Source organism: Paracoccus jeotgali (genome assembly GCF_002865605.1).
In the GTDB taxonomy this organism is placed as follows: Bacteria; Pseudomonadota; Alphaproteobacteria; order Rhodobacterales; family Rhodobacteraceae; genus Paracoccus; species Paracoccus jeotgali.
In genome coordinates this window covers 1,793,574-1,806,544 of the sequence record NZ_CP025583.1, presented here as the reverse complement: position 1 = coordinate 1,806,544, position 12,971 = coordinate 1,793,574, and the positions used below count along the sequence as shown (strand labels likewise).

The following is a 12,971-nucleotide window of genomic DNA, read 5'->3' as shown; positions in this document are numbered from 1 at the left end:
CGCGCAATCCAGCGCCGCCGAAGGTCAGCCGGCAGCGCCTTCGCCCTTCTGCGGCCCCCAAAACGCCAGAACGGCTGAGGGCAAAAACGCCCTTCCCGTCACTTGTCCTTCTTCATCATGTCCGCCAGCCCGGCGAAGGGCTTGCGCGGCTCGGGCGGTTCGTCGATGTCCAGCGGGTCGGTCGCCTCTTCGGGCATCTCGGCATCGGGCTTGCGCGGGTTGGTCGGCAGGGCCAGCGACAGCGCCTCGATGGCGATGCCGCCAAGCTGGATCCACGCCCCCAGCGGCTCCAGCGTGTCGTCGCCCATCTCGACCTCTTCCTCGTCCGGCTGGCTGAGATGGGGGGTGAAGATCAGGTGAACCTCTTCGCGCAGCGCGGTGCGGACCGGGTCCAGCGTGACCACGCAGGGCTGCACGACGCTGGCCTGCAGCTCCCCCTCCAGCACCCATTCGTCGCGCCCCCGCGCCCGGACCTGGCCGTGAAATCGCATCTTGGGCAGCGACAGCAGGCCAAGCGCCTCGGCGATCCGCTGCCGCGTCTCGGCATCGGGGCTCAGATCAAAATCGTTGTCGCGGGCCGGAGACAGATGCGCCACGCGCAGACGTTCGGGCAGAAGGGAATTGGGGTTCATCAGCTTTTCCACAAACGGATCACGGGCTTGCCCGCGGGGTTCTTGAGCGGGCGGGCCGAGTTTGCTAAGCGTAGCAGGCGGCGTCAACCGGCGCCATGATTTGCGGCCTATGGCTGGCGGGAAAAACCTGGGTAATGATGATGATGATCCGCGGCCTTTTGCTTTCGCTGACCCTGTTCATCACCGCCTGCACCCCGGTCTATCGCCATCACGGCTATGTTCCGCCGGATCAGGATCTGTCCGCCATCGTGGTGGGCGAGACGACGCAGTTTGACGTCGAATCGCTGGTCGGCCGCCCGACCGCCAAGGGGCTGCTGCAAGGCTCGGGCTGGTATTATGTCGGCTCTCGCTGGCGCGATTTCGGCGCGCTGCCCCCGAAAGAGATCAGCCGCGAGGTCGTGGCCGTCAGCTTTGCCCCCGATGGCACCGTCTCGAATGTCGAGCGTTTCGGGCTGGAGCAGGGCCGCGTGGTGACGCTGTCGCAGCGCGTGACCGATTCCAACGTCGTCTCGGTCGGGTTCATCCGGCAGATTCTTGGAAATATGGGCAACTTCAGCGCCGGTCAGGTGTTCGACTGACAGGTAACGCCGCGCTGGCGGCAGTCAGGACACGCACATGCTTCCGCCCCAGACCCCGGATCGACCGCAGCCCGCGCCCGAGACGCATGATCCCGCCGACCCGCATGGCGCGGGGCTGAAGGTCTCGCATCGCCCGATCCCGCTGGCCTCGATCCTGACCGCCTTTGCCATTGCGGCGGCCCTCGCGGCGGTGTGGATGCTGTCCTTCGTCCTGCTATTGGGCTTTGCCAGCGTGCTGCTGGCCATCGCGCTGCGCAACTCGGCCAAGGGGCTGGCCCGCTGGCTGCCGATCAGCATCAGCGTGGGCGTATTTCTGGCGCTGGGGCTGGTGCTGGCCGTGCTGGGCGGGCTGGGCTGGTATACCGGGCCCGAGATCGCCAAGCAATTCCGCGAGCTCTTCGCCGCCATCCCCGAGGCGTGGACCACGATTTCGGACTGGCTGCATGACAGCTCGCTGGGCAACATGATGATGGGGCAGATGCCGGGCGGCGAGGGGGCCGGGGCGGACATGCCCGATGGTGAGGCGATCCCGGATGTCAGCAGCCTTGATGGCGTGCTGGGCTTTCTGCGCGGCACGGTCAACGCGGCCACCGGCAGCATCGTCAACCTGTTCCTGGTCATCACGGTCGCGATCTTTCTGGCGCTGAACCCGCGCCCCTATGTGCAAGGGTCGCTGCGTCTGGTGCCGATCAAGCATCGCCCCCGCGCGGCCGAGATCATGCGCGAGATCGGCGACAAGCTGGGCAGCTGGATGGCCGGGCAGGCCGTCGACATGCTGGTGGTCGCGGCGCTGTCGGGGCTGGGGCTATGGGCGATCGGGATTCCGCTGGCGCTGGTGCTGGGCTTCATCGCGGGTGTGACCAACGTCATCCCCTATGTCGGTCCCTTCATCGGCGGCGGCATCGCGGTGCTGTTCGCGCTGACGCAGGGCACGCAGGACGCGCTGTATGTGCTGATCCTGTTCCTGGTGATCCAGCAGGTCGAGGGCAACATCATCATGCCGCTGATCCAGCGCCGTGCGGCCGGTCTGCCGCCGGTGATGACCATCTTCGGCGTCATCGCCTTTGGGGTGCTGTTCGGATTGCCGGGGATTCTGGTGGCCGCGCCCCTGCTGGTCGTGGCCATGGTGCTGGTCCAGCGTATCTATATCGAGGATATCCTTGGCGACGATCTGCCGCCCCATCGACCCGACGCGCCCCCGGCCGACTGGCCGGGGCCGCAGCAGGATTAGGCAGTCTCGCCTGCCGCCTCATCCGCGGGGACAAAACGCAGCGCCAGCCCGTTGATGCAATAGCGCAGCCCGGTCGGCGGTGGGCCGTCGGGGAAGACGTGACCCAGATGGGCGTCGCAATCCTGGCAGCGGACCTCGGTCCGCATCATGCCGAGGCTGGCGTCGCGGTGTTCGTCGATGGCCCCGCCCGGCGCGGAAAAGCTGGGCCAGCCGCAATGGCTCTCGAACTTGGCGTCTTGCTGGAACAGCGGTGCGCCGCAGCAGACGCAGGCGTAATACCCCTCATTCTTGGGGAAGCCGGGATGAGAGAAGGGCCGCTCGGTTCCCGCCTGACGGGTGATGCGGAACGCCTCGTCCCCCAGCTGTTGCCGCCATTCGGCGTCGGTTTTTTGCACCTTGGGCATCGAATTCTCCTGTTGCGTCGCGTATCCAAGATAGGATGATGCGGCATGGTAACAAGTGGCAGGCAGGTCGCCGGCAGGTGGAGGGGTGATTGCTCAGCAAGGGCAGATATATCGTGCGCGAGGCTGCGGACGCGCAGGATCTGCTGGCCGCGCAACGGCTGCGCTGGCTGGGCTTTGTCGGGCAAAGGCAGGGGGTCCGCGATCTGGACGCGGGGCCAGCGGGCGTCGATGCCGATGACCACGATGCCGCCTGCCGCCATGTGCTGATCCTCGACCGGGCAAGCGCGCAGCCGGTCGCGACCTTTCGCTTTCTGCATCTGGACAGCGCCACCGAGATCGAGCGCAGCTATTCCGCCCGCTTCTATGACCTCGCCCGCCTGCATGATTTTGCCGGGCCGGTGGTCGAGATGGGGCGCTTCTGCGTCCATCCCGGCCACAGCCATCCCGACATCCTGCGCATGGCCTGGGGCTGGATGACGCGTCATGTCGATGCGCATGGGGTGCGGCTGCTGTTCGGCTGCTCGTCCTTCGCGGGCACCGGCACTCAGGACCACGCCGACAGTTTCGCCCTGCTGCGCGCGCGGCATCTGGCCCCGCGCCGCTGGCTGCCGCGGGTCAAGGCCCCGCAGGTGTTCCGCTTTGGCCGGGCCGGGCGCGAGGACCCGGCCGATCCGCGCCGGGCCATGGCCGGGCTGCCGCCCTTGCTGCGCAGCTATCTGGCGATGGGCGGCTGGGTCAGCGATCACGCGGTGGTCGATCGCTCGCTGGACACGCTGCATGTGTTCACCGGGCTGGAAATCGCCGCGATCCCGCCGGCGCGGCAGCGATTGCTGCGCGCGGTGTCGGGGCAGGTCTAGTCGCGCAGCCGCGCCATCAGCACCCAGGCCAGCGCCGAACAGACCAGCGTCGCCAGCATGATCGGGCGCGCGGTGCCGTCAAAGGCCAGCCCGACGGGTGCGGCGATCACCACCGCGCCCAGGCTCGACAGCGCGGCCACGATGCTGGCGGTCATCCCGGCCAGATGCGGCATGTGCTGCAAGGCCAGCGCGTTGAGGTTGCCGAAAGTGACCCCGGCCATGAAGAAGACGCTGACCGCCCACAGGAAGAACCCGTAAAACGCAGCGTCGCCATGCAGCGCGCCCGTCCCGACCAGCAGCAGCCCCAGCGTCGAGGCGACGATCTGCATCGCATAGGCCCACCGCGCGATCCGCCGCATCCCGTAGCGCATGACATAACGCGCGTTCAGGATCGTCCCCGGCCCGGACAGCAGCGCCATGACCGCGAACCACTGCGGAAAGCTGTCGGCGCGGCCATAGGTCTCGCCAAACAGCTGCGGGGCCGAGGAGAGCAGCGCGAACATCTGCCCGAACCCGAAGGTCAGGACCAGCGTGCACAGCATCACCTGCCGGTTCGACAACACCTCTCGCGCCGAACGGGCGAGGTTGGTCAGGTTCAGCGGCACGCGCCGCTCGGGCGGCAGCGTCTCGGGCTGGCGCAGCATCACCCAGCCCGCGCCGACCGCGCCGAACAGCACGAAGGCGCCAAACACCGCGCGCCAACTGCCCGCCGTGTCGATGATCAACTGCCCCAGCGTCGGCGCCAGCGCCGGGATCATGATGAAGATCATCATCACAAAGCTGGTGATCCGCGCCATCTCGCGCCCCGAGAACATGTCCCGCACCATCGCCGTCCCCGCGATCCGAGGCCCCGACGCGCCCATGCCCTGCACAAAGCGGGTCAGCAGCAGCATCTCGAGCGAGTCGGCATAGATCGCGCCAATCGAGGCGAGGATATAGACGGTCGAACCCAGCAAAATGGCTCGCTTGCGCCCGATGGCGTCGGAAATCGCCCCGACCCCGGCGGTGCCCAGACCCATACCGGCCACGAAGGCGGTCAGGATCAGCTGCGCGCGGTTGACGTCGCTGGGGGTCAGTTCGGCCGCGATTTCGGGCAGGGCGGGCAGCATCGCGTCGATGGAAAACGCGACCGTCGCGAACAGAACCGCCAGCATGGCCACGAATTCCGGAACGGAAAGCTGCCCCGGTCGCGCCGGTGGCCTCGTCTGGGTCTGCATCTGGAAAAACCTTCTCTCGGTCCGGCGGAGATATAGAAGCCATCCCGGACCGGCAACCCCGCCGCTTGTCGGGACGGCGGCGCTTTGGCAAGGTGCCGCCCGACAACAAGGACGCAAGATGAGCCCTTCCCGACATGTGCTGCTGAGTTCGATGAAGGATGAGGGACCGTTCATCCTCGAATTCGTGGCGCATCATCTGGTGCTGGGCTTCGATGCCATCCACATCGCCAGCAATGATTGCAGCGACGGCACCGATCTGCTGCTGGACGCGCTGGCGGCGGGCGGTGCCATCACCCACACCCGCAACCCGGTGAAGCCGGGCGAGATCCCGCAGCACCGGGCCTATCAGCGCCTGCGCCGCCGCCAACCGGTCGATGAGGCCGACTGGGTGATGGTGCTGGATATCGATGAGTTCCTGTTCGTGCCGCATGGCGCGGGCCGCGTGGCGGACCTGACCGCGCTGGCGGAGGACGAGATCGACGTCATCTCGCTCAGCGCGTTGAACTTTGGCACTTCGGACGCCGAGGACTGGCAGCCCGGCCGGGTGACGCAGCAGTTCGATCTGCGCCTGCCCGCGCAGTCCGAGGCCAATCGGCCGGTCAAAAGCCTCAGCCGGGGGCAGGGGCGGTGGGGCGGGCTGCACAATCACCACCCGGTCGAGTTCCGGGGACAGGGCGCGGCGCGCTATCTGCTGGGCAGCGGCAAGACCGGCGAGGTGCCAGAGGGCGCGCGCATGTGGCACCATCTGCGGCGGCTGAAGCCCGAGGATGTCGGGCACGAGCTGGGGTGGTATAACCACTACCCGATCAAATCGCTCGAATCCTATATGCTGCGCCGTCAGCGCGGGCGTGGGGCGCGCCCGGCGGGCGATCCGCAGACCCGCCATGACGAAGCCTATTGGGCGCGTTTCGCCGCCGCCGACATCCCCGACCGCCGCCTGAACGACCGCTATGGCGCCGCGACCGAGGCGCAGATGGCGGCGCTTTTGGCGCTGCCCGGCGTGGCCGAGGCGCAGGCGCGGACCGAGGCGCTGACCCGCCAGCGCCTGCAGGCGCTGTTTCGGGAACTGGACGGCTAGGCCGCACGCGCCCCGGTTGACACGGGGGTGAAATCGTCGCATTTCCAGCCCCGACATAACCCGCAACCGGGCGTTCCGTGGGCGCCAAACCGACGAGGAGCATGGCCATGAGCCAGATTTCCCTGACATTTCCCGATGGCGCGAGCCGTGAATATCCCGCCGGCGTGACCGCCGCCGAGGTCGCGTCCTCGATCGCGCCCAGCTTGGCGAAGAAGGCGATCTCGGCCAGCCTCGACGGACGTCACATCGACTTGTCCTGGCCCATCGAAAGCAGCGGCCGGCTGTCCATCAACACCATGAAGGACGAGGTTCCGGCGCTGGAACTGATTCGCCACGATCTGGCCCATGTCATGGCCCGCGCGGTTCAGGACATCTGGCCCGACGTCAAGGTGACCATCGGCCCGGTCCGCGATTACGGCTGGTTCTACGACTTCGACCGCGCCGAGCCCTTCACCCCCGAAGACCTCGGCGCCATCGAGGCACGGATGAAGCAGATCATCGCCGCCCGCGACCCGGTCCGCACCGAGGTCTGGGACCGCGACCGCGCCATCGCGCATTACAAAGAGAAGAACGAACCCTTCAAGCTGGAGCTGATCGACCGCATCCCCGAAGGCGAGGATCTGCGGATGTATTGGCATGGCGACTGGCAGGATCTGTGCCGCGGCCCGCATCTGCAATCGACCGGCCAGCTTCCCGCTGATGCCTTCAAGCTGACCCATGTCGCGGGCGCCTATTGGCTGGGCGATTCGACCCGCCCCATGCTGCAGCGCATCTATGGCGTGGCCTTCCGCTCGCGGGACGAGCTCAAGGCGCATCTGCACATGCTGGAAGAGGCCGCCAAGCGCGACCACCGCAAGCTGGGCCGTCAGATGGACCTGTTCCACATGCAGGAAGAGGCGCCGGGCCAGGTCTTCTGGCACCCGAATGGCTGGAACATCTATGTGGCGCTGCAGGATTACATGCGCCGCAAGCAGCGCGAGGGCGGCTATGTCGAGGTGAACACCCCGCAGGTGGTCAGCCGCAAGCTGTGGGAAGAATCCGGGCACTGGGACAATTATCAGGAAAACATGTTCATCGTCGAAGTGGACGAGGAACACGCCAAGACCAAGGCGATCAACGCGCTCAAGCCGATGAACTGCCCGTGCCATGTGCAGATCTTCAATGTCGGGCTGAAATCCTATCGCGACCTGCCGCTGCGCATGGCCGAGTTCGGCTCGTGCAACCGCTACGAGCCCTCGGGCGCGCTGCACGGTATCATGCGGGTGCGCGGCTTTACCCAGGACGACGCCCATATCTTCTGCACCGATGACCAGATCGAGGCCGAGTCGAAGAAATTCATCGAGTTCCTGTCCGGAATCTATTCCGATCTCGGCTTCGACAACTGGCGCATCAAGCTGTCCACCCGGCCCGAAAAGCGCATCGGCAGCGACGAAAGCTGGGACTATACCGAACAGGCGCTGGCCAACGCGGTCTCGGCGGCGGGCTATGGCTATGAGATTTTTGAAGGCGAGGGTGCGTTTTACGGGCCAAAGCTGGAATTCGTGCTAACCGACGCCATCGGCCGCGACTGGCAATGCGGCACGCTGCAGGTCGACCCCAACCTGCCCGAGCGTCTGGACGCGGAATATGTCGGCGAGGATGGCAACCGCCACCGCCCGGTCATGCTGCACCGCGCCGTGCTGGGCAGCTTCGAGCGTTTCATCGGCATCCTGATCGAGAACTTCGCCGGCAAGCTGCCCCTGTGGCTGGCCCCGCGGCAGGTGGTCGTCGCCTCGATCGTCTCCGAGGCGGATGATTATGTCCGCGAGGTGGTGGCCGCGCTGCGCGACGCCGGCATCCGGGCCGAGGCCGACACCCGCAACGAAAAGATCAACTTCAAGGTCCGCGAACACTCGGTCGCCAAGGTGCCGGCGATCCTCGCCATCGGCAAGAAAGAGGTCGAGGAGCGCACCGTTTCGATGCGCCGCATGGACCAGCAGGGCAGCCAGACGCTGAGCCTTGCCGAGGCCGTCGAAACACTGGCGCAGGAAGCCACGCCGCCCGATCTGCGCTAGCCCCTGCTGGCGCAACGGTCATCCGGCACAGACACGCTGAACATGGTTCAGCGTGTTTTTCCCGCTTGCTTTTCGCGTTTTCTGCGTCATTCTGAAGGCGTGAGCATGACTTTCTACCGCGTCCCTTCAAGGGGCAGCCGGACTATCGAAAGGGCTGCACGACTCGGCCGCAAGCCCGTGGCCGGGAAACCTGAAGGAGAGAACAGAAATGGCCACCGGCACCGTTAAATGGTTCAACACCACCAAAGGCTATGGCTTCATCGCCCCCGATTCGGGCGGCAAGGACATCTTCGTCCATATCTCGGCGGTGGAACGCGCCGGACTGACCGGGTTGCAGGACAACCAGAAGGTCAGCTTTGAACTGCAGTCGGGCCGCGACGGCCGCGAATCCGCCTCGGATCTCAAGCTGCTCTGATCGCGTCGAAGCGGGCGCACCAGCACCTCTGACAGATCTTCCGCTGCCTGCCCAAGCCTCTCGGGCAGGCGGTTTCGTTTTGCGGCCCCGCCTTGGGACCAATTCGGTTTTCTGACTGCGGATGAACCATGACAACGCTTGATATTTTCGCCGATCCGACCTGCCCCTGGTGCCTGATCGGCAAGGCAGAGCTTGATCTGGCGCTGGAATCGCGGCCTGACCATCCGTTCCAGATCGTCTGGCGGCCCTTCCGGCTGAACCCCGACCTGCCGCCAAGCGGGATGGATCACGTCGAGTATCAAAAGGCCAAGTTCGGGGACGAGGCGGGGATCATCGCGGCCAATCAGCCCGTCCTTGCCGCGTCGGAGCGTCTGGGGCTGTGGATCAACATGGCCGCGATCCAGCGGGTGCCGCCGGTGCTGGATGCCTTCCGCCTGTTGCACTGGGCCGGGATCGAGGGCGCGCAGAGCCGCGTCATGTCGGGGCTGCTGCGGGCTTATTGGCGCGAGGGCCGCAACATCGCCAATGCGCGGGTGCTGGCCGAGATCGGCAAGGGCGCGGGCATGGACGAGGCGGTGATCCTGCGCCTGCTGGGCACGGATGCCGACCGCGACCTGATCCTCTCGCAAGAGGCGCATGCCCGCCAGCGCGGGGTCAAGGCGGTGCCGACCTTCATCATCGGCGGCAGCCATGTGCTGACCGGGGCGCAGCCGGCCGATCTGTGGCGTCAGGTGATCGACGAGTTGGCGCAGGGCTGACCCGGGACAAAAACGGCAAAGACCCGCCAGATGAGGCGGGCCTTTCTGCGTATCTCTCTCGCCAGACGATCCTGCGCGGATCGTCAGCCATCTCTTGGGCAGGCCGTCACCACCGCCTGCCGCCGGTCATCCGGTTCGCCCGCTCAGGCGCCCCAGCTGCGCACCGGACCGCAATCCATGTGCACGAAGTTCGAGCGCGAATAGCGTCCGACACCGCCAGCGCGGCAAGCCGAGGCGGCCTGATACATCTGGTTGACCGAGCGCGATTTCAGCCGCAGATCCGCAGCCTTGCCGGTCATGTGCAGCGAGTTGCGCGCCACGCCCGAGGATTGCGACCGCAGCATGGCGTTGGTCTGGGGCGAGCGATAGCCCGACAGCATCATGTAGGGCTCGTTCGTCTGCAGCATCCGATGCGAGGCTGCCGCCACGTCAACGGTCCGCGGGTCGATGCCGATGGCTTGGCCGGTGCGCCAATCACGCATGAAGTAGTTGATTTCATTCAAGGCGTCGCGGATGTATTTCCCGTCGATCCAATACACCGTATCGATGCTTTCGCCGGTGCGCGGCGAATACATGCTGATCCGGCGATAATCGCCAGCGCGGCGAAGAATCCCGAAGGCATTGGAACTGACCGGAGCGGCCACGACTGCGGTTGCGGCAAAAACCCCGAGGATGCCGCGGCGGGTGATGTCGATTGTCATTTCAGATCGCCTGTCCTGCTTTTCTTAACTCACCACGTTAGGTGGCACGCCCCTGCTTATGCGGGGCTGGTAAAGAATATGTCACCAACCCGGCGCGTGCCGAAAGCAATTCGTTCCCATGGCGGCAAAATCGCGCCAGAATAGGCGAAAATCCGCCGGTGTGTGGTCCGGCGGTCACGATTCGATCAACAGTTGTGTGTCAAGATCCCGGAACATCGCAGGCCGCTGGACCATTCCCTATCGGACTGCCACAACAGTGGAAAACCGCCGAGCAGAGGTCAAACCGTGAACAAGCTTGCGAATCGCCTGCGCCTGATGGCCCTGGCGGCGACTGTCGCCGCGGCACCCCTGTCGGTGCAGTCGGCGCCTGCGCCGAAGCTGGATTTTTCCGGCTTTGAACTGGAACTCGCGCAGGCGGTGTCCGGGGATTTCGCGCTGGCGCAGTTCTACGGCGCCCATGATCTGCAGCCCGTCTTCGCCGGTCCCGACGCCACACCCCGGCGCGAGGCGCTGCGCGCGGCCGTCGCCCAGGCGCCCAGCCACGGCCTGCCGAGCGCCCGCTATCGCCCCGCCTCACTGACCGAGGCCGAGGTCAGCGACGATGTCGAGACCGAGCTGCGCTTTGCCCGTGTGCTGTCGCTCTGGGCCAATGATGTCGGCAACGGGCTGGTCGATCCGTCTGCGACCGACAGCATGAACAAGCGCAAGGTGCTGCCGGTCGACATGACCGGTCTGCTGGAAGGGATGATCCAGGGCGACCCCGCCGCGGCGCTCGCCAAGCTGCCGCCGCAGGACAACGCCTATCGCACCCTCCGCGAGATGCTGGCCGGCGATGCGCGGCTGGTGCCCCCCGCCGACGCGCCGCAGGTTGAACCGGCTTTGTATCGGCCGGGCGAGTCCTCGCCCCAGATCGCCGCCCTGCGCGCGCGGCTGGCGAGCATCGGTTTCGCCGCCGAGACCACTGCCGATCCGCAGCTTTACGATGACCCCCTGACCGAGACCGTGCGCGCCTATCAGCAGGCCTCGGGCCTGCCGGTCGATGGCATCGCCGGGCCGAGGACCGTGGGTCAGCTTGCCGGGACCGAGCTTCCGGCCCGCACCCGGCGGCTGGTTCTGGCGATGGAGCGCCTGCGCTGGCTGAACGGGCACGACCTGAACGGGCGGCATCTGTGGGTGAACATCCCGGCCCAGTTCGTGGAAATCCGCGAGGGCGGCGAGACGGTGTTTTCCTCGCGCGTCGTCGTCGGTCGCCCCGATCCCGACTGGGAGACGCCCGAGTTTTCCGAGACGATGAAATTCGTCGTCCCGAACCCACGCTGGAACGTGCCGAAATCCATCGCGGTCGCCTCTTACCTGCCGAAGCTGCGGGCGAACCGCCATGCGGTCGGGCATCTGGACGTGGTCGACCGCAATGGCCGCGTGGTGCCGCGCGACCAGATCGACTTCAACCAATACAGCAATGCGAATTTCCCCTATCGGCTGCGGCAGAAGCCGTCGGCCGACAATGCGCTGGGGCGGGTCAAGTTCATGTTCCCGAACCCGTGGAACATCTATCTGCACGACACGCCGTCGAAGGGGCTGTTCGGCAATGCCGACCGCGCCGCCTCGCATGGCTGCGTGCGGGTGGCAAAGCCCTTCGAGCTGGCGCATGAGCTGCTGCGCGGCAATTCGGACGATCCGCAGGCGTTCTTCCAGCGCGCGCTCGACCGGGGTGAGGAACAATGGATCAAGCTGGCCGAACCGCTGCCGATCCATCTGGTCTATTTCACCGCGCTGCCCGGCACCGACGGGCTGCTGCATACCTATCCCGACATCTATAACCGCGACGCCAAGCTGTGGTCCGCGATGCAGAAGGCCGCCGATGCGGGCAGCTAGGCCGGTCCGCGCAGGGCTGGCAAAGCAAGTGGCGAGTGCCTAGGTTCCAACCCGGAAACGATGCGGAGTCTGCAATGAAGGTCACGATCCGGGATCTGGCCCACGCGCTTGACGCGCGGGCCTGGGGCGATCTGGAACGCAGCGTCACCGGCGCGGCGGAACCCGGCGCGGCGGGGCCGGACCAGATCGCGCTGGCGATGTCGCCGCGCTATGCCGAGAAACTGTCGCCCGGCGGTGCTGCGATCCTGGCCGAAGGGATGGACCCCGAAGCCTATGGTCTTGCCGCCGCGATCTTTGCGCCGAGGCCGCGCCTGGTGATGGCCGGGCTGACCCGCAGCTTTGATCCGGGGCCGGACATCGCGCCCGGCATTCACCCCACGGCCATCATCGACCCGTCAACTCAGATCGGTGCACACGCTTCCATTGGGCCGTTCGTGGTTATCGGGGCCGATGTGCAGATCGGTGCGCGGGCGCGGATCGCCAGCCATGTCAGCATCGGGCGCGGCTGCGTGATCGGCGACGACGCGCTGATCCTGAACGGGGCGCGGGTGCAGCATGACTGCCGCATCGGCGACCGGGTGATCCTGCACCCCAATGCAATCATCGGGGCGGACGGGTTTTCCTTTGTCACCGCCGAGGAATCGGGGGTCGAGGAGATCCGCCGCACCCTTGGCAAGCGCGAGGTCATGCGCGCCCAAAGCTGGGAGCGCATCCATTCCCTTGGCGCGGTCGAGATCGGCGATGATGTCGAGATCGGCGCCAATGCCACCGTCGACCGCGGCACCGTGCGCGCCACCCGCATCGGCGCGGGCAGCAAGCTGGATAACCTGGTCCATATCGGCCACAACGTCATCGTCGGCGCCGACTGCCTGATCTGCGGGCAGGTCGGCATCGCGGGGTCGTCGGTCATCGGCGACCGGGTGGTGCTGGCCGGGCAATGCGGCGTTTCCGACAACATCACCGTGGGCGATGACGTGATCGCGGGCGGGGCCAGCAAGATCTTCAGCCGTGTGCCGGCGGGGCGCGTGGTGCTGGGAAATCCGGCGGTCGAGATGCGGACGCGGATGGAAATGGACCGTGCGTCGCGCCGCCTTCCGCGGCTTGCGGACAAGCTCGCAAAACTTCAGAAAGCTGTTACAGAGCTTGCCGAAAGATCCTGAACGGAGAAGCC

13 protein-coding genes are annotated in these 12,971 nt (G+C 66.3%); 9 read left to right on the top strand and 4 right to left on the bottom strand.

What is annotated here, in order from left to right; all coding sequences use genetic code 11:
- Window positions 1–98: 98 nt before the first annotated feature.
- Window positions 99–632, bottom strand: a complete 534-nt coding sequence (locus tag CYR75_RS08785; RefSeq protein ID WP_101500967.1) for a YceD family protein — start codon at window positions 630–632, stop codon at window positions 99–101.
- Window positions 633–766: 134 nt separating this feature from the next.
- Here CYR75_RS08785 and CYR75_RS08780 point away from each other — a divergent pair, with 134 nt between their 5' ends.
- A complete protein-coding gene (locus tag CYR75_RS08780) occupies window positions 767–1,210 on the top strand; it encodes an outer membrane protein assembly factor BamE (protein ID WP_101499694.1) in 444 nt (147 codons plus the stop codon).
- A gap of 37 nt (window positions 1,211–1,247) precedes the next feature.
- On the top strand, window positions 1,248–2,441 hold the full coding sequence (locus CYR75_RS08775) for an AI-2E family transporter (RefSeq protein ID WP_101499693.1): 1,194 nt from the start codon (window positions 1,248–1,250) through the stop codon (window positions 2,439–2,441).
- Here CYR75_RS08775 and msrB read toward each other — a convergent pair.
- Complete coding sequence (gene msrB, locus CYR75_RS08770) at window positions 2,438–2,845, bottom strand: peptide-methionine (R)-S-oxide reductase MsrB (protein ID WP_101499692.1); 408 nt, start codon at window positions 2,843–2,845, stop codon at window positions 2,438–2,440. The two genes, CYR75_RS08775 and msrB, sit on opposite strands and share 4 nt — an antisense overlap.
- Before the next feature lie 113 nt (window positions 2,846–2,958).
- Between msrB and CYR75_RS08765 the strand changes: the two genes are divergently transcribed.
- Complete coding sequence (locus CYR75_RS08765) at window positions 2,959–3,702, top strand: GNAT family N-acetyltransferase (RefSeq protein ID WP_318778982.1); 744 nt, start codon at window positions 2,959–2,961, stop codon at window positions 3,700–3,702.
- On the opposite strand, the gene CYR75_RS08760 is transcribed toward CYR75_RS08765, so the two are convergent.
- Complete coding sequence (locus CYR75_RS08760) at window positions 3,699–4,919, bottom strand: multidrug effflux MFS transporter (RefSeq protein ID WP_225972662.1); 1,221 nt, start codon at window positions 4,917–4,919, stop codon at window positions 3,699–3,701. The two genes, CYR75_RS08765 and CYR75_RS08760, sit on opposite strands and share 4 nt — an antisense overlap.
- Window positions 4,920–5,037: 118 nt before the next feature.
- Here CYR75_RS08760 and CYR75_RS08755 point away from each other — a divergent pair, with 118 nt between their 5' ends.
- The 4 genes from CYR75_RS08755 to CYR75_RS08740 all read left to right on the top strand — a co-directional run bounded on the left by CYR75_RS08755 (window position 5,038) and on the right by CYR75_RS08740 (window position 9,224).
- Window positions 5,038–5,997 carry a glycosyltransferase family 2 protein gene (locus CYR75_RS08755; RefSeq protein WP_158644621.1) on the top strand — a complete coding sequence of 320 codons (960 nt, stop codon included), beginning with the start codon at window positions 5,038–5,040 and terminating at the stop codon, window positions 5,995–5,997.
- A 107-nt stretch (window positions 5,998–6,104) separates the two neighbouring features.
- A complete protein-coding gene (gene thrS, locus CYR75_RS08750) occupies window positions 6,105–8,051 on the top strand; it encodes a threonine--tRNA ligase (protein WP_101499689.1) in 1,947 nt (648 codons plus the stop codon).
- A gap of 208 nt (window positions 8,052–8,259) precedes the next feature.
- The gene (locus CYR75_RS08745; protein WP_101499688.1) at window positions 8,260–8,466 is read left to right on the top strand and encodes a cold-shock protein; all 207 of its coding nucleotides are present in this window, start codon (window positions 8,260–8,262) and stop codon (window positions 8,464–8,466) included.
- 128 nt (window positions 8,467–8,594) lie between these two features.
- A complete protein-coding gene (locus CYR75_RS08740) occupies window positions 8,595–9,224 on the top strand; it encodes a DsbA family oxidoreductase (RefSeq protein ID WP_101499687.1) in 630 nt (209 codons plus the stop codon).
- Window positions 9,225–9,367: 143 nt separating this feature from the next.
- Here CYR75_RS08740 and CYR75_RS08735 read toward each other — a convergent pair whose 3' ends face one another.
- Entirely contained in the window at window positions 9,368–9,925 is a 558-nt protein-coding gene (locus CYR75_RS08735) for a YcbK family protein (protein WP_101499686.1), read from the bottom strand.
- A gap of 285 nt (window positions 9,926–10,210) precedes the next feature.
- Between CYR75_RS08735 and CYR75_RS08730 the strand changes: the two genes are divergently transcribed.
- Together CYR75_RS08730 and CYR75_RS08725 are read left to right on the top strand one after the other, a co-directional pair.
- A complete protein-coding gene (locus CYR75_RS08730; protein ID WP_225972661.1) occupies window positions 10,211–11,800 on the top strand; it encodes a L,D-transpeptidase family protein in 1,590 nt (529 codons plus the stop codon).
- A 74-nt stretch (window positions 11,801–11,874) separates the two neighbouring features.
- Entirely contained in the window at window positions 11,875–12,960 is a 1,086-nt protein-coding gene (locus CYR75_RS08725; RefSeq protein WP_101499685.1) for a UDP-3-O-(3-hydroxymyristoyl)glucosamine N-acyltransferase, read from the top strand.
- Window positions 12,961–12,971 lie beyond the last annotated feature (11 nt).